The 22,082-nt window shown below is 69.1% G+C and carries 22 protein-coding genes; 19 read left to right on the forward strand and 3 right to left on the reverse strand.

Translation table 11 applies throughout. The features are described 5' to 3' along the window. The first annotated feature begins 6 nt into the window (after positions 1–6). The 15 genes from V1318_RS12945 to V1318_RS13015 all read left to right on the forward strand — a co-directional run bounded on the left by V1318_RS12945 (position 7) and on the right by V1318_RS13015 (position 15,452). A complete protein-coding gene (locus tag V1318_RS12945) occupies positions 7–2,025 on the forward strand; it encodes a biotin carboxylase N-terminal domain-containing protein (protein WP_332940097.1) in 2,019 nt (672 codons plus the stop codon). Further along, the gene (locus tag V1318_RS12950) at positions 2,022–2,627 is read left to right on the forward strand and encodes a hypothetical protein (RefSeq protein WP_332940099.1); all 606 of its coding nucleotides are present in this window, start codon (positions 2,022–2,024) and stop codon (positions 2,625–2,627) included. Before V1318_RS12945 ends, V1318_RS12950 begins: the two co-directional genes overlap by 4 nt. Further along, the gene (locus tag V1318_RS12955; protein WP_332940100.1) at positions 2,624–3,238 is read left to right on the forward strand and encodes a hypothetical protein; all 615 of its coding nucleotides are present in this window, start codon (positions 2,624–2,626) and stop codon (positions 3,236–3,238) included. The genes V1318_RS12950 and V1318_RS12955 overlap by 4 nt, the downstream gene beginning before the upstream one ends. Beyond that, positions 3,235–4,128 (forward strand): hydroxymethylglutaryl-CoA lyase, encoded by an 894-nt coding sequence (locus V1318_RS12960; protein ID WP_332940101.1) that lies wholly within the window; start codon positions 3,235–3,237, stop codon positions 4,126–4,128. The genes V1318_RS12955 and V1318_RS12960 overlap by 4 nt, the downstream gene beginning before the upstream one ends. Next, entirely contained in the window at positions 4,125–6,701 is a 2,577-nt protein-coding gene (locus V1318_RS12965; protein WP_332940102.1) for an EAL domain-containing protein, read from the forward strand. Before V1318_RS12960 ends, V1318_RS12965 begins: the two co-directional genes overlap by 4 nt. 149 nt (positions 6,702–6,850) lie before the next feature. Beyond that, on the forward strand, positions 6,851–8,209 hold the full coding sequence (locus tag V1318_RS12970; RefSeq protein WP_332940103.1) for an amidohydrolase family protein: 1,359 nt from the start codon (positions 6,851–6,853) through the stop codon (positions 8,207–8,209). Between the two features lie 31 nt (positions 8,210–8,240). Further along, positions 8,241–9,011, forward strand: coding sequence for an SDR family NAD(P)-dependent oxidoreductase (locus tag V1318_RS12975; RefSeq protein ID WP_332940104.1), 771 nt, complete (start codon positions 8,241–8,243; stop codon positions 9,009–9,011). A gap of 128 nt (positions 9,012–9,139) precedes the next feature. Continuing rightward, on the forward strand, positions 9,140–9,706 hold the full coding sequence (yeiP, locus tag V1318_RS12980; protein WP_332940105.1) for an elongation factor P-like protein YeiP: 567 nt from the start codon (positions 9,140–9,142) through the stop codon (positions 9,704–9,706). A gap of 82 nt (positions 9,707–9,788) precedes the next feature. After that, a complete protein-coding gene (locus V1318_RS12985; protein WP_332940106.1) occupies positions 9,789–10,208 on the forward strand; it encodes a hypothetical protein in 420 nt (139 codons plus the stop codon). A 142-nt stretch (positions 10,209–10,350) separates the two neighbouring features. Next, positions 10,351–10,857: a hypothetical protein gene (locus V1318_RS12990; protein ID WP_332940107.1), complete on the forward strand. Its 507-nt coding sequence runs from the start codon at positions 10,351–10,353 to the stop codon at positions 10,855–10,857. Positions 10,858–11,135: 278 nt separating this feature from the next. After that, a complete protein-coding gene (locus V1318_RS12995) occupies positions 11,136–11,858 on the forward strand; it encodes a hypothetical protein (RefSeq protein ID WP_332940108.1) in 723 nt (240 codons plus the stop codon). A 65-nt stretch (positions 11,859–11,923) separates the two neighbouring features. Continuing rightward, positions 11,924–12,286, forward strand: a complete 363-nt coding sequence (locus tag V1318_RS13000) for a hypothetical protein (RefSeq protein WP_332940109.1) — start codon at positions 11,924–11,926, stop codon at positions 12,284–12,286. Between the two features lies 1 nt (position 12,287). Further along, positions 12,288–12,752, forward strand: coding sequence for a GNAT family N-acetyltransferase (locus tag V1318_RS13005; RefSeq protein ID WP_332940110.1), 465 nt, complete (start codon positions 12,288–12,290; stop codon positions 12,750–12,752). 152 nt (positions 12,753–12,904) lie between these two features. Next, entirely contained in the window at positions 12,905–13,291 is a 387-nt protein-coding gene (locus V1318_RS13010; protein ID WP_332940111.1) for a hypothetical protein, read from the forward strand. A 79-nt stretch (positions 13,292–13,370) separates the two neighbouring features. Further along, positions 13,371–15,452, forward strand: coding sequence for a phospholipase C, phosphocholine-specific (locus tag V1318_RS13015; RefSeq protein WP_332940112.1), 2,082 nt, complete (start codon positions 13,371–13,373; stop codon positions 15,450–15,452). Between the two features lie 478 nt (positions 15,453–15,930). Here the strand turns inward: V1318_RS13015 and V1318_RS13020 are convergent, their stop codons facing one another. Together V1318_RS13020 and V1318_RS13025 are read right to left on the reverse strand one after the other, a co-directional pair. Continuing rightward, a complete protein-coding gene (locus tag V1318_RS13020) occupies positions 15,931–16,134 on the reverse strand; it encodes a hypothetical protein (RefSeq protein ID WP_332940114.1) in 204 nt (67 codons plus the stop codon). Positions 16,135–16,599: 465 nt separating this feature from the next. Continuing rightward, a complete protein-coding gene (locus V1318_RS13025) occupies positions 16,600–17,115 on the reverse strand; it encodes an NUDIX hydrolase (protein WP_332940280.1) in 516 nt (171 codons plus the stop codon). Between the two features lie 220 nt (positions 17,116–17,335). On the opposite strand from V1318_RS13025, the gene V1318_RS13030 reads away from it, so the two are divergent. From V1318_RS13030 to V1318_RS13045, 4 genes are all read left to right on the forward strand, one after another. After that, on the forward strand, positions 17,336–18,820 hold the full coding sequence (locus tag V1318_RS13030) for an amino acid permease (protein WP_332940115.1): 1,485 nt from the start codon (positions 17,336–17,338) through the stop codon (positions 18,818–18,820). A 136-nt stretch (positions 18,821–18,956) separates the two neighbouring features. Then, positions 18,957–20,390, forward strand: coding sequence for an amino acid permease (locus V1318_RS13035; protein WP_332940116.1), 1,434 nt, complete (start codon positions 18,957–18,959; stop codon positions 20,388–20,390). 131 nt (positions 20,391–20,521) lie between these two features. Further along, positions 20,522–21,160, forward strand: a complete 639-nt coding sequence (locus tag V1318_RS13040) for a methylthioribulose 1-phosphate dehydratase (protein ID WP_332940117.1) — start codon at positions 20,522–20,524, stop codon at positions 21,158–21,160. Then, complete coding sequence (locus tag V1318_RS13045; RefSeq protein ID WP_332940118.1) at positions 21,157–21,714, forward strand: acireductone dioxygenase; 558 nt, start codon at positions 21,157–21,159, stop codon at positions 21,712–21,714. Before V1318_RS13040 ends, V1318_RS13045 begins: the two co-directional genes overlap by 4 nt. Positions 21,715–21,732: 18 nt before the next feature. Here V1318_RS13045 and V1318_RS13050 read toward each other — a convergent pair whose 3' ends face one another. Beyond that, positions 21,733–22,002, reverse strand: coding sequence for a hypothetical protein (locus V1318_RS13050; RefSeq protein ID WP_332940119.1), 270 nt, complete (start codon positions 22,000–22,002; stop codon positions 21,733–21,735). Between the last annotated feature and the right edge of the window lie 80 nt (positions 22,003–22,082).

A 22,082-nucleotide genomic window follows, 5' to 3' on the forward strand; every position in this document is an offset into this window, starting at 1 on the left:
CCCCGCATGTTCAGCAAGATCCTGATCGCCAACCGCGGCGAAATCGCCTGCCGCGTGATCCGCACCTGCCGCCGCCTCGGCATCCGCACCGTCGCGGTGTACTCCGAGGCCGACGCCGATGCCCAGCACGTGCGCCAGGCCGACGAGGCCTATCCGATCGGCGGCCCGCGCCCGGCCGACAGCTACCTGCGCGGCGACGCCATCATCGAGGTCGCCCTGCGCAGCGGCGCCCAGGCGGTGCATCCGGGCTACGGCTTCCTCAGCGAGAACGCCGACTTCGCCGACGCGGTCGCGGCCGCGGGCCTGGCCTTCATCGGCCCGGCCGGCGCCTCGATGCGCAAGATGGGCAGCAAGGCCGGCGCCAAGGAACTGATGCAGGCCGCCGGCGTGCCGGTGGTGCCCGGCTATACCGGCGCCGACCAGACGCCCGAAGTGCTGCATCGCGAAGCGGACGCGATCGGCTACCCGCTGATGATCAAGGCCGCCCACGGCGGCGGCGGCAAGGGCATGCGCATCGTGCGCGCCAGCGACGAGTTCCTGGCCCACCTGGAAAGCTGCCAGCGCGAGGCGCGCAACGCCTTCGGCCGCGACCGCGTGCTGCTGGAACGCTACGTCGAGCAGCCGCGCCATATCGAGATCCAGATCTTCGGCGACCGCCACGGCCAGGTGATCCACCTCAACGAGCGCGAGTGCTCGGCGCAGCGCCGCTACCAGAAGGTGCTGGAGGAATCGCCTTCGTCGTTCCTGAGCCCGGAACTGCGCCAGGCCATGGGCGCGGCCGCGGTCCAGGCCGGGCATGCGATCGACTACGTCAACGCCGGCACGGTCGAATTCATCGTCGGCCAGGACGGCGGCTTCTATTTCATGGAGATCAACACCCGCCTGCAGGTCGAGCACCCGGTGACCGAGTACGTGACCGGCCTGGACCTGGTCGAGTGGCAGCTGCGCGTGGCCTCCGGCGAACCGTTGCCGCTGGCCCAGGACGCGATCGTGCAGCGCGGCCATGCGATCGAAGTGCGCCTGTACGCCGAAGACCCCGAGGCCGGCTTCCTGCCCGGTTCCGGCAAGCTCGAGCGCCTGCGCCTGCCCACGCCCGACGATCACGTGCGCATCGATTCGGGCGTGGTCGAGGGCGACACGGTCACGATTTTCTACGACCCGATGATCGCCAAGCTGATCGTCGCCGACATCGACCGCCCCAGCGCCCTGGCCCGCTTGCGCGCGGCGCTGGCCGAGTGCGAGATCGCCGGGCCCAAGTCCAACATCGAATTCCTGGAGCGCCTGGCGCGCCACCCGGCGGTGGTCGAGGGCCGCATCGACACCGGCTACCTGGACCACCACCTCGACGAGTTCATGCCCGCCGCCGACGGCGCCGACGGCGAGGAAGCCGACGACCTGCTGATCGCCGCCACCGTGGCCGAGCTGCTGGCCCAGGAGCGCGACACTCGCCGCCGCGCCGCCGCCTCCAACGACCCGGAATCGCCCTGGGCGATCGCCGACGGCTGGCGCCTGGGCCACGGCGGCCGCCGCAGCCTGGCCTTCCTGCGCCGCGAGGAGCGCCTGGAGCTGCACGCCCAGGGCAGCGCCGGCGACTACCGCATCGAACAGGCCGGCCGGATCCGCCAGGTCCAGGGCGCGCGCCACGGCGCCGAAGGCCTGAGTCTGCGCATCGACGGCCGCGCACGCCGTTTTGCGTTGCTAGGAGATGAGCGCCGGGTGGTGGTCCACGACGGCGAGCGCCGGCTGCGCTTGTTGCCGGTCCCGATGTATCGTCATGAATCGGCCGCGGCGGCCGGCACCGGCCACCAGGTGGTGGCGCCGATGCCGGGCCGGGTGGTGGTGGCCAAGGCCGCCGCCGGCGACACGGTCGAAGCGGGACAGGAGGTCATGGTGATCGAAGCGATGAAGATGGAACTCAGCCTCAAGGCCCCGCGCGCCGGCACGGTCGCCGAAGTGCGCGCGGCCGCCGGCGAATTCGTCGAAGCCGACGCGGTGCTGGTGGTGCTGGTGGTGCTGGACGCATGAGCCTGCGCCCCGCCCTCGCCGCTTTGCTGCTGCTCGCGCTGTCGGGCTGCGTCGCGTTCGAGCACTCGCCCGCGACCGCGCTGTCCTGCGACCCGGCCCTGGCCGGGCGCTGGCGTGCCGACCGCGACGGTCCCGGGCCCGGTCGCGAGATCGTGGTCGACGCGCAATGCCAGGCGCAGTGGCCGGTGCAAGAGGGCGCGGTCGACGTCAGTCTGCGCGGCTACACCCAGGGCGCCACGCGCTACGTGGTGCTGTCGCCCGACCATGCCCAGCAAATGCTCGGCAACGAGGGCGAGCTGAAGTTCAAGGGCAACGCGCCCAAGCACGCGGTGTTCATGGCCGTTTACCGGATCGACGGCGACCGTCTCCACGCCTGGCTGCCCGACCCGGCCCGGATCAAGGCCGCCATCGGCGAGGGCAAGGTCCACGGCCGCCCGCTCCAGAACGGCGACCCCTCATCGCTGCTGGTGCAAGGCGATGCAAGCCGCATCGCCGGGCTGTTCGCGCAGGGCCCGGAGCCGGTGTTCGGCCCGCTCAGCACCGAAACCGCAGCGGTGCGCCTGCAGCGCGTCGGCGCTGCCCCGATCAAGGCCGCGCCATGACGCTCCGCGCCTCCCTCGCCGGCTTGCTCCTGTTCGCGCTGTCGGGCTGCGTCGCCTTCGAGCATGCGCCTCCCGACCTGTCCTGCGACCCGGCCCTGGTCGGCCAGTGGCGCTCCATCGAAGACAGTCCGCGCATCGATGTCGCGGTCGACGCGCAATGCCGGGCCCGGGTAACGTGGCCCGACGAGACGGTCGAAATCACCCTGCGCAGCTACGGCCGAGGCGGCGTGCGCTACCTGGCGCTGTCGCCGCGGGAAGCCGAATCGATCGCAGGGGAAGGAGGCGAAGGCCTGGAAAGCATCATGCCCGCGAACAGCACCTTGCTGGTGGCCTACCGCATCCGCGGCAAGCGCCTGCGCGCCTACATCCCCGACGCCGAGGCGGTCCAGGCCAGCCGCGCCGCCGGCAAGCTCAAGGCCAGCCCGCTGACGGTGCAGGACGAGGACAAGCACGATCACGACAACTCGCTGGTGGTGCACAGCGATGCCCACGCGATCGCCCGGCTGCTAGATACCGATCCCGATGCGCTGTTCGGCGATCTGGACGCATCCGGCGCGGCAGCGACCGAACTCAAACGCGTCGGCGCCGCGCCGGCGAAGGCCAAGCCATGACGCCGTCCGTGCGCATCGTCGAAGTCGGCCCGCGCGACGGGCTGCAGAACGAAAAGGCGCAGATCGCCACCGCCGACAAGATCGCCCTGATCGATCGCCTGTCCGCGACCGGCCTGCGCAGCATCGAAGCGACCAGCTTCGTCAGCCCCAAGTGGGTGCCGCAGCTGGCCGACGCCGCCGAGGTGTTTTCCGGCATCCAGCGCAAGCCGGGCGTGCACTACCCGGTGCTGGTGCCCAACGAACAGGGCTACGAGCGGGCGCGCGCGGTCGGGGTGGAGGAGATCGCGGTGTTCACCGCCGCCTCGGAAGCCTTCAACCAGAAGAACATCAACGCCAGCATCGACGAATCGCTGGCGCGCTTCGCGCCGGTGCTGGCGCGCGCCAAGGCCGACGGCGTGGCGGTGCGCGGCTACGTCTCCACCGTGCTCGGCTGCCCTTACCAGGGCGCGGTGCCGGTGGCCGACGTGGTGCGCGTGGCCAAGGCCCTGCACGCGATGGGCTGCTACGAAATCTCGCTGGGCGACACCATCGGCGTGGGCACGCCCGGCAAGGCGCGCGCGATGCTGAAGGCGGTCGCCGCGGAAGTGCCGATGCCGGCGCTGGCGGTGCATTTCCACGACACCTACGGCCAGGCCCTGTCCAACATCCTGGCCTGCCTGGAAGAAGGCGTGGCGGTGGTCGACTCGGCGGTGTCCGGCACCGGCGGCTGCCCCTACGCCAAGGGCGCCAGCGGCAACGTCGCCAGCGAGGACGTGGTCTACATGCTGCATGGGCTGGGCATCGAGACCGGCGTGGATTTGAACGCGCTGGCCGACACCGGGCGCTGGCTGGCCGGCCTGCTCGGCCGCGAGACCGGCAGCAAGGTCGGCAAGGCATTGGGAGCGACATGAGCCAGCATCCGCCCGGGAACGAAACGCCCGCGCCGCCGCCCACGGCGGACGCGGCCGCGACCCTGGCGGCGCTGGAACTGGCCTGCCACGACAGCAGTCTGTCGGAGGCCACGCGCGCCCTGCTGCTGCAGGCCGCCGAGGCGATCCGCAGCAGCAGCGACGACGCCGACGTCGCCCACACGCGCTACCGCGCGGTGTTCGACGCGGTGCCCGACCCGGTCAGCATCCTCGACGAGGCCGGCACCGTGCTCGACCTCAACAAGGCCGGCATGGCCGCCTACCGCCGGCCGCGCGACCAGATCGTCGGCCAGCCGATCCATGTGCTCAATCCTGAGCTGCCGCGCGACCACCTCAACCCGGTCTGGGAATCCCTCAACCGCGGCGAGACCTACGTCATCGAAGTCACCAACATGCGCGGCGACGGCACCCGCTTCCCCGTCGAGGTGCACTCGGCCGGCTTCGAGCACGAGGGCCGGCGCTGCATCGTCGCGGTCGCGCGCGACCTCAGCGGCCGCCGCGACGCCGAGCTGCGCTACCGCGAGCTGATGGAGACCGTCGACCGCGGCATCGTCGTGCACGATCCCGATTTCCGGGTGATCTACGCCAACGGCGCGGCCATGCGCATCCTGGGCATGGGCGAAGGCCTGAGCGCCGACCACGAAATGGCCGCCGAGCACTGGATGGTGATCGACGAGCACGGCCGCGAACTGAGCCAGAAGGAATTCCCGGCCCAGCGCGCGCTCGACAGCGGCCGCCGCGTCGAGAGCATGGTGATCGGCCTGTACCACCGCGTGCGCCGCAACCTGATCTGGCTGTCGGTGACCTCGCTGCCGCAGTTCCCGGCCGGCGGCAACCGTCCGCACCAGGTGCTGTCGCTGTTCACCGACGTCACCGCGCTCAAGCGCGACAGCGCCCTGTTCGACCGCGCCCAGAGCCTGGCCCATATCGGCGGCTGGGAATGGGAGGCCGGCCCCGACCTGCTCTACCTCACCGAGGAAGCGCAGCGCATCCTCGGCCACGATCCCGCCCCGGCCAGCATGGGCGAGATGCTCAACTGCCTGCGTCCGGGCGACCGTCAGCGCCTGCGCGACGCGCTCGACCACGCGATCGCGTTCAGCCGCAACATCGACCTGGAACTGCAGGGCATGCGCGCCGACGGGCGCGGCTTCTGGGTGCGCGCCATCGCCCAGGCCGAGGCCGCCGACGCGCTCAACGCGCGCCTGATCGGCACCCTGCAGGACATCACCGAACGCAAGCACGACGAAGAGAACCTGCGCATCCAGGCGCGCAGCGATCCGCTCACCGGCCTGCTCAATCGCGACGCGGTGCTGTCGGAACTGGAAAGCCGCCTGGACGATCCCAACCGCGCGGCGCTGGCGGTGCTCTACATCGACCTGGACCGCTTCAAGGTGGTCAACGACGTGCTCGGCCACGCCGCCGGCGACCGCCTGCTGGCCTCGGCCGCGCGCCGCATCCAGCGCGCGGTCGGCAGCGAGGGCTCGATCGCGCGTTTCGGCGGCGACGAATTCCTGGTGGTCTGCGACACCGGCGACGACCCGGCGCGGCCCGAGCGCCTGGCCGACTCGATCCTGGAGATCTTCGGCGACAGCTTCCGCCTCGACGGCGAGGAGTTCAGCATCACCGCCAGCATCGGCATCGCCCAGGCGCCGCTGGACGGCGTGCGCTCGCAGCAGCTGATCCAGAGCGCCGACGTGGCCATGTACGACAGCAAGCGCCGCGGCCGCAACGGCTGGCAAAGCTTCACCCCGGAACTGGCCGAGCAGCAATTGCACCGCCTGCAACTGGAAACCCATCTGCGCCGCGCCGTCCACAACGACGAGTTCCACCTGGTCTACCAGCCGCAGGTCAATCTGGCCGACGGCTCGGTGGTCGCGGTCGAGGCGCTGATCCGCTGGCGCAACCAGTCGCTGGGCGAAATGCGTCCGGACCGTTTCATCGACCACGCCGAAACCACCGGCGACATCGTCGGCATCGGCAGTTGGGTGCTGAAGGAAGCCTGCCGCCAACTGCGGCGCTGGCACGAACGCGGCCTGGACGTGCATCGGGTCGCGGTCAACGTGTCCTATCGCCAGTTCCTGGGCGAGGACCTGGCCAGTTCCGTGGCCGCGGCCCTGGCCGAGTCCGGCCTGCCCGGCACCGCGCTGGAACTGGAGTTCACCGAGCGCGTGCTGATCGAGGACGTGCCCGACACCATGCGTACCTTCCATGCCCTGCGCGAGATGGGCGTGATGCTGACCATCGACGACTTCGGCGAAGGCTACAGCGCGCTCAACTACCTGCGCCGCCTGCCGATCCACGGGCTCAAGCTCAGCCAGTTGTTCGTGCAGGGCGTGCCGGACAACCAGTCCGACGTCGCGGTCTGCCAGGCGGTGACCGGCATCGCGCGCAGCCTGGGCCTGGGCCTGGTCGCCGAAGGCGTGGAATCCGAACGCCAGCGCGCGTTTTTGCTCAAGCTCGGCGTCGAGGTCGGCCAGGGTTTCCTGTTCGCGCCCGGCCTGCTGCCGGACGATCTGCAGCAGTACTACCGCTCGCCGCTCGCGCAGCCGGGTTGAGCGCGCACGCCCCGCTGTTTTCGCCGTCGTTCCCGCGAAAGCGGGCTGCGCCGCCCTTTCTTAGCCGTCATCCCCGCGAAGGCGGGGATCCAGTGACTTCAGCGCCCCCGCAGGTATCGACGTCGCCCCCTCTCACGCGAGGCCCGCCAATGAACCACCGCTTGCGCCTGGCCCTGTGCGCCGTACTGCTCACCGCCACCCTCACCACCCAAGCCGCCGACCCCAAACTCGCCCCCCGCGGCGAAACCCTGCTGCTGCGCCCCGAACGGGTCTGGACCGGCGACGGCGAGGCTTCGCATGCAGGCTGGGCGGTGCTGGTGCGCGACGGCGCGATCGTCGCGGTCGGCCCCGCGGACGGCATCGAAGCGCCCGCCGATGCGCGCCGCATCGACCTGCCCGGCGCGACCCTGACCCCGGGCCTGATCGACCTGCACGCGCACCTGTTCCTACACCCCTACAACGAGGCGGCCTGGAACGACCAGGTGCTGAAGGAAGCCGAGGCCTATCGCACCCTGCTCGCCGCGCGCCATGCGCGCGAAACCCTGCGCGCCGGCTTCACCACCCTGCGCGACCTGGGCACCGAAGGCGCCGGCTACGCCGATCTCTCGCTCAAGCGCGCCATCGACGAAGGCCTGATCCCCGGCCCGCGTCTGTTCGTGGCCACCCGCGCCATCGTCGCCACCGCCAGCTACGGGCCGGGCCCGCGCGGTTTCCGCCCCGACCTGGAGCTGCCCGGCGGCGCCCAGGAGGTCAGCGGCGTCGACGAAACCGTGCGCGCGGTGCGCGAACAGGCCGGCCACGGCGCCGACTGGATCAAGGTCTACGCCGACTATCGCATCGGCGCCGACGGCAGCGCCCAGCCCACCTTCAGCGCGGCCGAACTGCGCGCCCTGGTCGACGCCGCCCACCTCAGCGGGCGCCCGGTCGCCGCGCATGCGGCCAGCGATGCCGGCATGCGCCTGGCGATCGCGGCCGGCGTGGACAGCATCGAACACGGCTACGGCGGCAGCGCCGCGACCTTCCGCCTGATGCGCGAGCGCGATGTCGCCTACCTGCCGACCCTGACCGCGGTCGAATCCACCGAGCAGTACTACGCCGGCTACGTGCCCGGCCAGACGCCGCCGACGCCGAAACTGCGCGAAGCCGAGCAGGCCTTCCGCACCGCCCTGGCCGAACGCACCACGATCGGCTGCGGCAGCGACGTCGGCGTGTTCCGCCACGGCGACAACTACCGCGAGCCGGTGTGGATGGCCAAACTGGGCATGGCCCCGGCCCAGGCCCTGCGCGCCTGCACCTCGGTGGCCGCGCGCATCCTGCGCCAGTCCGAACGCATCGGCCGGATCGCCCCCGGCCTGCGCGCCGACCTGGCCGCGTTCGCCGGCGACCCCAGCGGCGACATCGAGGCCCTGAAACAGCCCGTGCTGGTGGTCAAGGACGGCACGGTCTACCGCGAACCGGGGCGGGACGCGCTGGCGCCGGCGCCAGCGGCGGCCCGGCCAGTCCGGTAAAATCGCCGTTTTCCCCGACCCGGACCTCCCTATGCAACTCGACACCGTGCGCGCCATCGTCACCGGCGGCGTCTCCGGCCTCGGCCTCGCGGTCGCCCAGCACCTGGTCGCCCACGGCGGCAAGGTCGCCCTGTTCGACCTCAACGACGACAAGGGCGCCAGCGCGGTCGCCGAACTCGGCGCCGAGCGTGCGCGCTACTTCCGCACCGACGTCGCCGACGAAGCCGGCGTGGTCGCCAACGTGGCCGCGGCCAAGGACTTCCTGGGCGGGCTCAACGTCGCCATCAACTGCGCCGGCATCCTCGGCGCCGGCCGCGTCCTGGGCAAGGACGCGCCGATGCCGCTGGCGCAGTTCCAGGGCACGGTCATGGTCAACCTGGTCGGCAGCTTCAACGTCGCCAAGGCCGCCGCCAACCTGATGCAGCACAACCAGGCCAGCGCCGACGGCGAGCGCGGCGTGATCGTCAACACCGCCTCGGTGGCCGCCTACGAGGGCCAGATCGGCCAGGCCGCGTACTCGGCGTCCAAGGGCGGCGTGGTCGGCATGACCCTGCCGATGGCGCGCGAGCTGGCGCGCTTCGGCATCCGCGTGATGACGATCGCGCCGGGCATCTTCTGGACTCCGATGGTCGACGGCATGCCCGAGTCGGTGCAGCAGTCGCTGAGCGCGTCGATCCCCTTCCCCTCGCGCCTGGGCCGCCCGCAGGAATTCGCCGACCTGGTCGCCTACATCCTCGGCAACACCTACCTCAACGGCGAGACCATCCGTCTCGACGGCGCGACCCGTCTGGCGCCCAAGTAAGGCCGGGAATCGGGAATGGGGAATCGGGAATCGCCAAAGCGCTTCCGTCTCCGTCCCGCTTCTCCACGCCGTTGCCTTGCCGATTCCCTACTCCCTACTCCCGATTCCCTATTCCCGGCCCCAAACCCATGAAAGCCTACGACGTCAAAAAAGGTAACGTAATCGAGCACAACAACACCGTGTACCAGGTGCGCGATATCGAACGCAGCTCGCCGCAGGGCCGCGGCGGCAACGTCAAGTTCCGCTTCACCATGTACTCGGTCCCCGGCGGCAGCAAGTTCGACCTCAGCGTCGGCGGTGACGACGAACTCAAGGAAGTCGAGCTCAGCCGCCGCCAGGCGACCTACTCGTACAAGGACGGCGACGCCTTCGTCTTCCTCGACGACGAGGACTACACCCCGTACACGCTGGATGCCGACGTGGTCGGCGACGCCGCCGGCTACATCGTCGACGACCTGTCGGGCTGCTACGTGCAGATCATCGACGACCAGCCGGTCGCCCTGCAGCTGCCGGCGAGCGTGACCCTGGAAGTGATCGAGACGCCGCCGGAGCTCAAGGGCGGCACCGCCACCAAGCGCCCGAAGCCGGCCAAGCTCTCCACCGGCATCGAGATCATGGTGCCCGAGTACATCGTCAACGGCGAACGCGTGCTGGTGAACACCGTCACCGGCGAGTTCGCCGGCCGCGCGGATTGATCCAAGCGCCGCCCGACGCGCAGGCCGCTCCGGCCTGCGCGTCGCCGATGTGGCGGCGTCAAGCATCGGTCGATGCCCCGACGTGAACGAGTACGGAATCGTCCTCCACGCGACCGACACGCGCCAGGCTTCCAGGCACATGCTCACCAATCCCGAAGCAGCGGAATTCTTCAAAGGCCAGTCGGCGCATTCCGACTTGACCACGGAGTTGCTCGCGTCGCTGGCGCGACTCGGAGCGTACGAATCGGCGGGCGACGGCGCCCCCTTCGCCGCGCCCTGCTTCATCACCGCGGGTACCGTTTTCTGCGGTGCCGCCGGCATGTGCGACACCTACTGGCGGTTGCGCGCCAGCGATATCGCCATCGCCATGGCGACCGGAGCCGAAGCCGCCGCCGTGGGCCCGGAATGGGTGCGCATCGCGCTGTTCCGGCCGTCCTGGCCGCGGCCCGATCTGGCGCATTGGGCTTTGCGCGCGTACGACTACGCCCGCACGGGGCCTTAGCCGCGCGGCCCTTGCGCAGCAGCCGCTGGCTGCGGGCCCATCGAGCGGCTCGCCGGCCTTCGAGCAATGCGTTGACACGGCTTCTGCGCCGCCTGAATATCGGACGCAACGCCCGTCTCCGCCTGCCCGCGCTGGAAGCCCCATGAAATTGCTGCTTTCGGCCGCGGTCTTCGCACTCCTGCTGACGCCGGTCTCCGAATCCCAGCGAACCGGCGAACCGGCGCGGCAAGCCGCCGACTATGCCTCCGTGGCGGGGCTTCCGCCCCTCTCATCGAACCCGGCACAGCCTTCGGTGCGTGTGTGGCGCCGTATCGCGCTGACCGACTCGATAACCGCCTGGGTCGTCACGCGGGGCAGTATCTCGGTCTATTCGGGAAGCGACTCGAGGAAGCTGCGCCTGACCAGCAGCATTACGACGCATCGGGCGCAGAAGGTGCTGAAAGCGTTCCAGCGGTTGCGCGCCTATGACGGCCAGTGGATCTTTTGCTCCCGCGTCAAAGATGGCTGGGGCCTGGTCATAGAAGGAGCGGACGCATCGGGGCACTTCGCTTTCACGTCGAGCACTCCGAACCTATGCGCGGAATATGAGACGAAGCGGATTCATCGGGCCTACGAACTGCTGACCGATATCGCTGGCGACGGGCAGTAGCGCCGCTCTGAATACGCTGGCCATCACCCTCAGTGCCAGCCGCCGGGCAGGTCCGGGCCCCGTCGTCGTCTCCGGAGCAACGGCAGGCGGGCTTGCGTATGGCTACGGCGGCCGCCGTCTGGATATTCCGTGTATTTCTTCCGCCGGGATTCCGATGCCGGACGGCCGCCGGGCGCACGACGCGCCCGCCGGTGTTACGGTTGAGGCCTAGCAGTGCTTGCTAGCCAGAGCCGCCGTTCGGCTCGCCCCGATCGGGGCATCAGGCAACAGGAGATCGTGTGATCAAGTTTCTTCAAGGCTTGCTGGGCAAAAAGTCGTCGTCGGGATCGGCCGACGCTTCCTCGGACACGGAAGCCCTGCTCAAGAGCGAACCGCCGTCGGTGCAGTGGCTGAGCAAGGACGATCCCAAGAACCCCTTCGTCGTGGACGGATACGATTGCCTGGCGTTCGTCAGGTCCATGCTGTCGTCCACGCAAGACCCCGGCGTCGCCGCTTCCTTCACCGCGCTGCGCGGCAGCCTGGGCCAGGAACACGTCGGCCGGTTCCCTTCCGACAGCGTCGCGCTGGACTGCCGGCTCGCCTATCCCTTCGACGGCGAAACCTCCGAGGGCGTGCTGTTCAAGGCGGCGCGCATGGAAGAGAAGTGGGACATCTACCTCTATGGCGATCGTCTCTACTTCAGCCGCAGCTGGACGGGCGGCCTGGCCTTCGTGGCGCAGTTCAGCGTCGCCGGCGGTTCGCTCACGATTTCGCAGATATCGGCGTCCTCCAGCGGCACCGGCATGGATTACCGCTACGCGGTCAGACAGGTCGACTACCTGGTGCGCAGCCATATCCTGAAGGAGTCGCTGCCCCATCCGCTGCCGACGGGCCTGGACCGGGACCCGGCCAGCATCGGCCTGTTTTCGTTCAGCCAATACGGCTGGCTTTGCTGTTTCGGCACCTTCGACGAGACTTTGCGGCGGGACCTCGCAAAGGCGCAAGCCGACCTGCCGACATAAAGCGCGAGCGCCCCGATCGCGATTCGGTCCAAGTCTTAGCAATACGGTCAGGCCAGGAACCACTCATGTTCAACAACCTCATCCCCAAGATCTTCTACGACCGCCTCGAAGACGGGCTGGAATTCTTCGTCGACGGCCTGGGTTTCGAGCTGCGCTACCGCGACGCGGGCATGGCCGTGGTCGCGCGCGACGGCGCCAAGGCCTACATCGTGGAGAGCCCGGAGTACGCGGCCAAGGACCGCCCCGAGCTGGGCATCGATACCGACGACGTCGACGCGGTGTTCAAGGAGATGTCCGCGCGCGCGCCGCAGCTGCTGCATCCCAACTCGAACCGGGTCGCGCTCAAACCCTGGGGCAGTCGCGAGTTCGCCATGTTGGACAAGACCACGGTCTGCGTGAACTTCCGCCAGTGGCCGGCCGAAAACTGAGATGGTCCAGGCCGACTACCGCTTCGTGCCGGCGACCACGGCGGACCTGCCGCGGCTGATGCCGGTGCTGCGCGAGTTCTACGCCGAGGAACACCTGCCCTGGAACGAGCCGGCGCTGCGTGCGGCGCTGACGCGGTTGGTCGCCGACCCGGGCGCGGGCCGTCTGCGCCTGATCCTGCGCGGCGACGAGATCGCCGGCCACCTCGCGGTCGGCTTTTGCTTCAGCCTGGAATTCGGCGGCCGCTACGGCCTGCTCGACGAGCTGTTCGTGCGGCCCGCCCACCGCGGCGCCGGCCTGGGCAAGCGCGCCCTGGCCGAGGCCGAAGCGCTGTGCCGCGCGGAAGGCCTGCTGGCGCTGCGGCTGGAGGTCAACTACGACAATGCGCACGCACGCGGCATCTACGAACGCGCGGGCTACACGGCGCATGCGCGGCGCCTGATGACGCGCTGGCTCACGGCGGACTAGGCGCGCTGCTGTATTCCACCGGACAAGCCGAGCTTATTCGGGCTACTTACCGGCACATAAAATACGCAGACATCCGCTCAGCCGTCACGATCGGCGCGCGCCTGCGGTTTATTCTGGCCGCACTCCGCTCCCCCAGGCCCGAGGAAGGATGCATGCGCCGCCGCAACGCCTTGCTGCTGAGTCTCACCTTCTTCGCGGCCGTCGCGCAGGCGCGCGAAGCCAAGCTCGACGACCCTCGCCCCGGCGGCCGTTTGAGCGCGCGCGAGCGCTCGCTGTGCGAGGCGCCGGAAGCCTACCCCGGCTGGTGCGAGCAAGCGCACGAAGTACGCGCCTTCCTGCAGCGCTACGACCTGTGCGAGCACTGGCGCGGCGAGGAAGCGCCGCCGGGCGACAAGCGACGTCGAAAAGAAATCGCCGAAGGCGCCAATGGCGCCTGCAAGGGCAACGACCGCCGCCTGACCGAATTGCGACGCCGTTACCGGAACGATCCCGCGGCCGCGGCCTTGCTGTCGCAGTTGGAGTTCAATGGCGGGCCCTGAGCGCCCGCTGCCATACCCCTGCAACCATCCTCGCTCAGCATCGCGCCTTCCCCCGCACCAGCGCTCGCAAGGAAAGCCCATGGTCTCCGACACCCGTCGCGATTTCCTCAAGTTCGCCGGCGCCGCCGCCACCTTGGCGATGCTGCCGCCGTCGATCCGCAACGCGCTGGCCACGCCCGCCGCGCGCGTGACCGGCACGATCCAGGACGTGCAGCACGTGGTGATCCTGATGCAGGAGAACCGTTCCTTCGACCATTACCTGGGCGCGCTGCGCGGCGTGCGCGGCTTCGACGACCCGCGCCCGATCGCGCTGCCCAACGGCGATCCGGTCTGGCGCCAGCCCAAGAGCGCCGGCCAGGCCGTGCTGCCGTTCCGGCTCAGCACCGACAGCACCGCCTCGCAATGCCTGGCCGACATCGACCACAGCTGGAAGGGTTCGCACGCGCGCTGGAAGGACTACAACGCCTGGATCGCGACCAAGGGCCCGATGTGCATGGGCCACTTCACCCGCGCCGACCTGCCCTACTACTACGCGCTGGCCGACGCGTTCACGGTCTGCGACGCCTACTACTGCTCGCACCACGGCCCGACCAATCCCAACCGCATGCATTTGTTCACCGGCACCAGCGGCATGACCGTGGGCGACTACGGCGCGCAGGCGGTCAACAACGCCGACGACGGCAACTGGACCTCGGACATGTCCAAGGACAAGGCCAGCTTCGTCGGCCACCGCTGGAGCACCTACGCCGAGCGCCTGCAGAACGCCGGCATCGGCTGGCGCGTGTACCAGGAGTACGACAACTACGGCGACAACTCGCTGCAGTCCTTCGCCAACTTCCGCAATCTCGACCGCAACTCGGAGCTGTACCGGCGCGGGCGCGCCTGGGTGGACGGCTCGACCGCCGCCAACGCCGCCGCCTCGCGCGGCGAGCACCTGGTCGCGGCCTTCGCCAAGGACGTGCGCGAAGGCACGCTGCCGGCGGTGTCCTGGATCGTGCCGCCCTACATCATGAGCGAGCACCCGGCTGCGACCCCGGCCTACGGCGAATCGCTGACCGCGCGCCTGCTGGAGGCGCTGGTCGCCAATCCCGAGGTCTGGTCCAAGACCGTGTTCATCATCAACTACGACGAGAACGGCGGCTTCTTCGACCACGTGCCGCCGCCGCTGCCGGCGATCAAGCCCGAGTTGGGCAAGAGCACGGTCGACACCGCCACCGAGAACTACAACGGCGTGCCGGTGGGCCTGGGCATCCGCGTGCCGATGTTCGTGGTCTCGCCCTGGAGCAAGGGCGGCTGGGTCAACTCGCAGGTGTTCGATCACACCTCGGTGCTGCGCTTCCTGGAGGCGCGCTTCGGCGTCGCCGAACCCAACATCAGCGCCTGGCGGCGGGCGGTGGCCGGCGACCTCAGCACGGCCTTGGACTTCGCCGGCGCCGATCCGGCGTGGCCGGTGCTGCCGGACACGCGCGAGCACATGACGCGCGCCGACCAGAGCTGCAAATTGCCGGTGCCCAGCGCGCCCAAGCAGCCGAAGATGCCGCGCCAGGAACCGGGCCAGCGTCCGGCGCGCGCGCTGCCGTACCAATTGCAGGTGCACGGCCGCATCGAGGCCTCCAGCGGCCGCTATTGGCTGGACTTCGCCAACACCGGCATCGCCGGCGCCGGCTTCAACGTATACGCGCGCAATCGCAGCGACGGCCCCTGGTACTACACCCTGACGCCGGGCACGCAGCTGTCGGATTACTGGAGCGCCAAGGCCTATACGCAGGGCAAGTACGATCTCAGCGCGCACGGGCCGAACGGCTTCCTGCGCGTATTCCAGGGCGATCTGCTGAAGGCGACCGCCAGCGGCGGCGCGAATCCGGAGCTGCGGATCGAGTACGACCCGGTCAACGAACGCTTGCTGCTGCGCTTCACGAACTCGGGCACCGGCGCCTGCCGCCTGAGCCTGCGGCCGAACCACTACAGCAGCGCCGCGCCGCGCAGCTATCCGCTGGCGCCGGGCGCCAGCGTCGACGACAGCTGGCCGCTGGCGGCCAGCGCGCATTGGTACGACCTGAGCCTGAGTTCGGACCACGACACGACCTACCTGCGCCGCTTCGCGGGGCATGTGGAGACGGGGCGGCCCAGCGTCAGCGATCCGGCGATCGGCGCGGTTTAAGAGCGGCCCTCACCCCAACCCGCGCTCAGGCCCGACCGCATGGCGGTCGGGCCTGAGCGCGAGAGAGGGGCTACGCCAGAGTCATGGAGCGCAGTGTCGCCCGGCATCGAACCTTCGCGACGATGCGGTTCGCCTGCGGCTCACCACATCCTACGGCTCTGCCACCGTTTACTCGGACACCGGACAACGCGCTAAAGGCACTGGATCCCCGCCTTCGCGGGGATGACGGCAACAACAACACGGCCGCTACCGCTGCCGTTGTCGTCGTTGTCGTTGTCGTCGTCGTTGCCGTTGCCGTTGCCGTTGCCCCGGCATTTGAATCCAATGCCACGAACTCGCCCAGCCCCACTCAGACCCGGAGGGCGGCGCGCAGGACGCGCGCCGTTTTTCGATAGGACAAGGATGTCCTATCGAAAAATCCCGGCGCCCACCCCGATCTCGCAAGGGAGGTTTGGCGAGACCCTGCCCTTCTCTTTGGTTACTTTCTCTTGGGCAAGCAAGAGAAAGTGACCCGCATGCGCAGCAGGCGGAAGCCGTTGACTTTGCTAACCACCATTCGCAGCAGCACCCGACGAAGCGCTGAAGTCACTGGATCCCCGCCTTCGCGGGGATGACGAGCAAGAGCAAGAAAAAGTAACTGCACGCGCAGCGGGCGAAAGCCGTTGACCTTGCCATCAACCATTCGCCGCAACACCCGACGAAGCGCTGAAGTCACTGGATCCCCGCCTTCGCGGGGATGACGAGCAAAAGCAAATCCTCCCCAGCCCGCCCGGCCAGCAGGCATAGCCTGCCGGCGTTCACCCGTGCACGAACCTGGGCTTCGTAAGCGCACAGCTTCGCCCTTCAAGAAAGAAGGGAGCCTGAAGCTGGAGCATGCGCGAGCGCCGAACATGGCGACGATGCGGTTCGCCTGCGGCTCACCGCATCCTACGGTGCCGGATCCCCGCACGCGCAGGGATGACAGGCCTAGGCGAGAGCGGTGCCACCGAATAACGACTAGAACTCGGACTCGCTCGGTTACCGCAGTTCGCGGTCGCGGCTTGCGCCGCTCCTACAGGGAGCCGATTGCCATCGAAGGCCATGCAGGAACCGGGAGCGCGGTCGCGGCTTATGCCGCTCCTACAGGGAGCGAGGGACCTCGCGAGGTTCACCCCTGCCGCGCCAACCACTTCCTCGCCATCCGGCGCATCGACTCATCGCTGCCCGGATCGTCCAGCAGCTCGTCGATGCGGCGCCAGGCCAGGTCCAGCGATTCCTCGCTGACCACGTAATCCTCGCTGCCGTTGGCGCGCACCACGTAGCGCACGTCGTAGTGCCAATGCCCGGGCACCTCGCGGCGTTCGGGGATCCAGTGCCGGTCCAGGTCGAAGGGTTCGGGCTCCACGCTCAGGTCGGACAGCCCGGACTCCTCCTCGGCCTCGCGCAGGGTCACCCGGGCCAGGTCGCGGTCGCCGTCGGCGTGGCCGCCCAACTGCAGCCAGCGTTCGAGCTTGCGGTGGTGGGTCAGCAGCACGCGCTCGCCGGCACGGTCGACCAGCCAGCAGCCGCCGGTGTAGTGGCCCTCGAGCCGTTCGCGCCGGAACGGGTCCTGGGCGTCGTCCAACAGGTCCAGGAAAGGCTGGACGCGTTCGGCCTCGTCGGGCCAGCGCCGCGCATAGTCGATGAGATTGGAACGCAGCTCGGCGTCCGGGTCTGAATGTCTCACGAGCATCCCAAATGCTGCACTGCGGCTTGATCCGGAGGCGGATTATGCCGGCAAAGACCATGACTTTGTCCCGCTTGCCGCTGCTTTCCCCGCTGGGTTATGGTGGCCCGCCATTGCGCCATACGCCGGTCGTGCCGTTTGTACGGGGCGGCCGACCATTCACCATCTGGGGATACTGATGTCTAAGGGCCTATTCATCACCAAGCCGGTGCAAGCCGCGCCGCACGTGGACGCCGGGGAAACCCACGGCAGTCTTCAAGGCGAAGCCTCGCTCAAACGCGCACTGACTTCGAAACATTTGGTGATGCTGGGCATCGGCGGTGTGATCGGTGCCGGTATCTTCGTCCTCACCGGCCAGGCCGCGGCGCAGCACGCCGGCCCGGCGGTGGTCATCAGCTTCATCCTGGCCGGCTTCGCCTGCGCCCTGGCCGGCCTGTGCTATGCCGAGTTCGCGGCCATGCTGCCGGTCTCGGGCAGCGCCTACTCCTACTCCTACGCCACCCTGGGCGAGTTCGTGGCCTGGTTCATCGGCTGGAACCTGGTGCTGGAGTATCTGTTCGCGGCCTCGACGGTATCGGTAGGCTGGTCCGGCTACTTCAGCGAGCTCTTGCAATTGATAGGCGGATGGACAGGCACCGACCTGGCCTTGCCCAAGGCCCTGGCCTCGGCGCCCTACACCTTCGTCAACGGCAGCATCCAGGCCACCGGCACCTTCATCAACCTGCCCGCGGTCTGCATCGTCGCCGCGCTCAGCGGCCTGTGCTACGTCGGCGTGACCCAGTCGGCCTTCGTCAACTCGATCATCGTGACCATCAAGCTGGTCGTGATCCTGCTGTTCCTGGCCTTCGCGGTGAAGTACATCAGCGCCGACAACTGGACCCCGTTCATCCCCGAGAACGAAGGCCCCGGCAAGTTCGGCTGGGAGGGCATCGCGCGCGCCTCGGCGATCGTGTTCTTCTCCTACATCGGCTTCGACGCGGTCTCCACCGCCGCCGGCGAGGCCAAGAACCCGCAGCGCGACATGCCGATCGGCATCCTGGGTTCGCTGTTCATCTGCACCATCCTGTACATCCTGGTGTCGCTGACCCTGACCGGCATCGCCGACTTCCGCACCCTCAACACGCCGGAACCGGTCGCGACCGCGCTGGGCAACTACCCGGCGCTGAACTGGCTGCGCTTCATCGTGGTGATCGGCGCGCTCGCCGGCCTGTCCTCGGTGATCCTGGTCATGCTGATGGGCCAGCCGCGCATCTTCTTCACGATGTCGCAGGACGGCCTGATCCCGAAGGTGTTCGCCAAGGTCCATCCGAAGCACCAGACCCCGTACATCGGCACCATCATCGTCGGCATCTTCGCCTGCACCCTGGCCGGCCTGTTCCCGATCGACGTGCTCGGCGAACTGGTCTCGATGGGCACCCTGCTGGCCTTCGCCACGGTCTGCGTCGGCGTACTCGTGCTGCGCTACACCCGTCCCGATCTGCCGCGCCCGTTCAAGGTGCCGCTGGCGATCATCGTCTGCCCGCTGGGCGCGATCGCCTGCCTGTTCCTGTTCTGGCAGGCCTTCTCCGAGCATTGGCGCCTGATGGTCGGCTGGACCGCGATCGGCATGGTGATCTACATGGTCTACGGCTACCGCAACAGCAAGCTGCGCAAGGCGGGCTGAACATAGCAAGAGGCGCAAGGCCGGCGGAGGCTCCTGAACAGCCCGCCGGCCTTGTCCATTTCAGGACCGACAGTTCAGGCCCCAGGGCCTGCCCGATTCCGCCGGACGCACCGCGGCCCGGCGCCAGGAAGATGCGATGAAACAACTCTGGGCGACCAAACACCCGCACGCCGCACACGCCGATGCCGAGGGCCTGAGCCTGCACCGCACGCTCGGGCCCTGGGGCCTGACCGCGCTGGGCATAGGCGCGGTGATCGGCGGCGGCATCTTCGTGATCACCGGCCAGGCCGCGGCCGACCACGCCGGCCCGGCGATCATGCTCTCGTTCGTGCTGGCGGCGATCTGCTGCACCTTCTGCGCCCTGGCCTACGCCGAGTTCGCGGCGATGGTGCCGGTGTCCGGCAGCGCCTATTCCTACACCTACGCCACCCTGGGCGAGCTGGCGGCCTGGTTCATCGGCTGGATGCTGGTGCTGGAGTACGGCGTATCGGCCTCGGCGGTCGCGGTCAGCTGGACCGGCTACTTCCTCAGCCTGCTCGATCATTTCGACATCCACCTGCCGTCGGCCCTGGTCAGCGCGCCGCTGGATGCGCAGCTGCGCCCGACCGGCGCGATCGCCAACCTGCCCGCGGCCGCGATCGTGCTGCTGCTGACCTGGCTGTGCTACGTCGGCATCCGCAAATCCTCGGCGATGAACATGGCCATGGTGGTGCTCAAGACCGGCCTGATCCTGCTGGTCATCGTCGCCGGCTGGAAGTACGTGGACCCGGCCAACTGGCAGCCTTTCATCCCCGAGAACCAGGGGCCGGGCAAGTACGGCTTCGAAGGCGTGCTGCGCGGCGCGGCGCTGGTGTTCTTCGCCTACATCGGCTTCGAGGCGGTGTCGGTGGCGGCGCAGGAATCGCACAAGCCGCAGCGCGACCTGCCGATCGGCATGCTGCTGTCGCTGGCGATCTGCACCGTGCTCTACATCGCCATGGCCGCGATCATGACCGGCCTGGTGCCCTATACCCAGCTGGGCACCGACGAGCCGGTGGTGACCGCGGTCGCGGCGCATCCGCAACTGGGCTGGCTGCGGGTGGTGGTGGAGATCGGCGCCCTGATCGGCCTGTCCTCGGTGGTGCTGGTGATGATCATCGGCCAGCCGCGCATCTTCATGATCATGGGCCGCGACGGCCTGCTGCCGCCGGTGTTCACCAAGATCCACCCGGTCTACCGCACCCCGCACATCAACACCGTGATCACCGGCATCGGCATCGCCGTGCTGGCCGCGCTGTTCCCGCTGGACGTGCTGGGCGAGCTGACCTCGATGGGCACCCTGATCGCGTTCGCCGCGGTCTGCGCCGGCGTGCTGATCCTGCGCCGCACCCAGCCCGACCTGCCGCGGCCGTTCAAGATCCCGTTCGCCTGGGCGATCTGCCTGGCCGGCATCTTCAGCTGCCTGGCGCTGCTGTCGACCATGACCGCGCACAACTGGTTCCTGATGGCGGTCTGGACCGCGATCGGCTTCGCGATCTACTTCCTGTACGGCATCCGCCACAGCCGCCTGCGCGCGGCCTCGGGCCGCTGAGCCCGGCGCGGGCCGGCCGGCCCGCGCGCAACCAACCCCGGCGGGCCGCCCTGGCGGCCCGTCGCCGGCCGGAACGCTGCGTCGCCGGCCGCGGACACGCCGTCGACGCGCAGAGTTTGTAAACTGGCGGCATGAGCACCGCCCTGCCCTACGACCCGCAACGCCTGGCCCACTGCGCCGGCGAAATCATCGTCAACGTGCGCGAGCTGTCCGCGCGCGGCTGGACGCCCGCGACCAGCAGCAATTTCTCGCGCCGGATCGACGAACGCCACGCGGCGATCACCGTCTCCGGCCGCGACAAGGGCCGCCTGACCGAGTCCGACATCATGGTCGTGGACCTGGAGGGCGCGCCGGTCGCGACCAGCCACCGGCCCTCGGCCGAGACCCTGCTGCACACCCAGCTGTACAAGCGCTTCCCCGAGATCGGCTGTGTGCTGCACACGCATTCGCAGACCCAGACCGTGGCCTCGCGCCTGTACGCCGGCATGGGCCACGTGCATCTGGAAGGCTACGAGCTGCTGAAGGCCTTCACCGGCAACACCACCCACGAGATGAGCCTGGAACTGCCGGTGCTGCCCAACACCCAGGACATGCACACCCTCGCCGCCCAGGTCGACGCCCTGCTCGACCGCCAGGACATGTGGGGCTATCTGATCGACGGTCACGGCCTGTACGCCTGGGGCCGCGACATGCCCGAGGCGCGGCGCCACCTGGAAGCGTTCGAGTTCCTGCTCGGATGCGAACTGGAATTGAGGAGACTGCAGCGATGAGCCGCCTGCGCATATTCGACGAAGACGACGCCCGCACGCCGCGCCTGAGCACCAGCGACCGCGCCGAAATGGCGCGCGAACTGGCCAAGATCGGGGTCGGCTTCGAGCAGTGGCAGGCCAGCCGCCCGGTCGCGCCCGGCGATGCGCCGGATGCGATCATGGAAGCCTACCGCGCCGACATCGACCGCCTGGTCGCCGAGCGCGGCTTCAAGAGCGTGGACGTGGTCAGCATCGCCCCGGACAACCCGCAGCGCGAGACGATGCGGCACAAGTTCCTCGACGAGCACTACCACAAGGAAGACGAGGTCCGCTTCTTCGTCGCCGGCTCCGGCCTGTTCACCCTGCACGTCGACACCGGCGTGTACGAGATCAAGTGCGAGCAGGGCGACCTGATCTCGGTGCCCGACAGCACCCTGCACTGGTTCGACATGGGCCCGGAGCCCAGCTTCGTCGCGATCCGCTTCTTCACCGAGCCGGATGGCTGGGTCGGCCATTTCACCGGCACCGACATCGCCCAGCGCTTCCCGCGCTACGAGAAGGGCCAGGCGGCCTGAGACCAGGCGCGCCCGCGCTCAGGACAGGCGTTCGACCGCCAGCACCGGGGTTTCCACCAGCGGGCTGAAGCGCTGCAGGTCGCGCACCTCGTCCAGGGCCCACCACGGCCCCGGGCTGCGGATGTGCAGGCGAATGCGATTGGCCGGCCCCACCCCGGACGGCAGGATCCTGATCAACACCTTGCCGTTGAGGGTGCCGGTGCCGCCGCTCAGGCGCACGTCGTTGCCCTCCACGATGGTCCGGTTGTCCGGGGTATCGGCGATCGCCACGATGAATTCGATGCTCATGCCCGCTCCGCGCTCGGGCCCGGAGCGGCCCGCCTAACCGCAAGAACGCCGCCGGCGGCCGCGCGTGAACGCTCGCGCCG

Source organism: Lysobacter sp. CCNWLW3, from assembly GCF_036697405.1.
Lineage (GTDB): Bacteria > Pseudomonadota > Gammaproteobacteria > Xanthomonadales > Xanthomonadaceae > Lysobacter.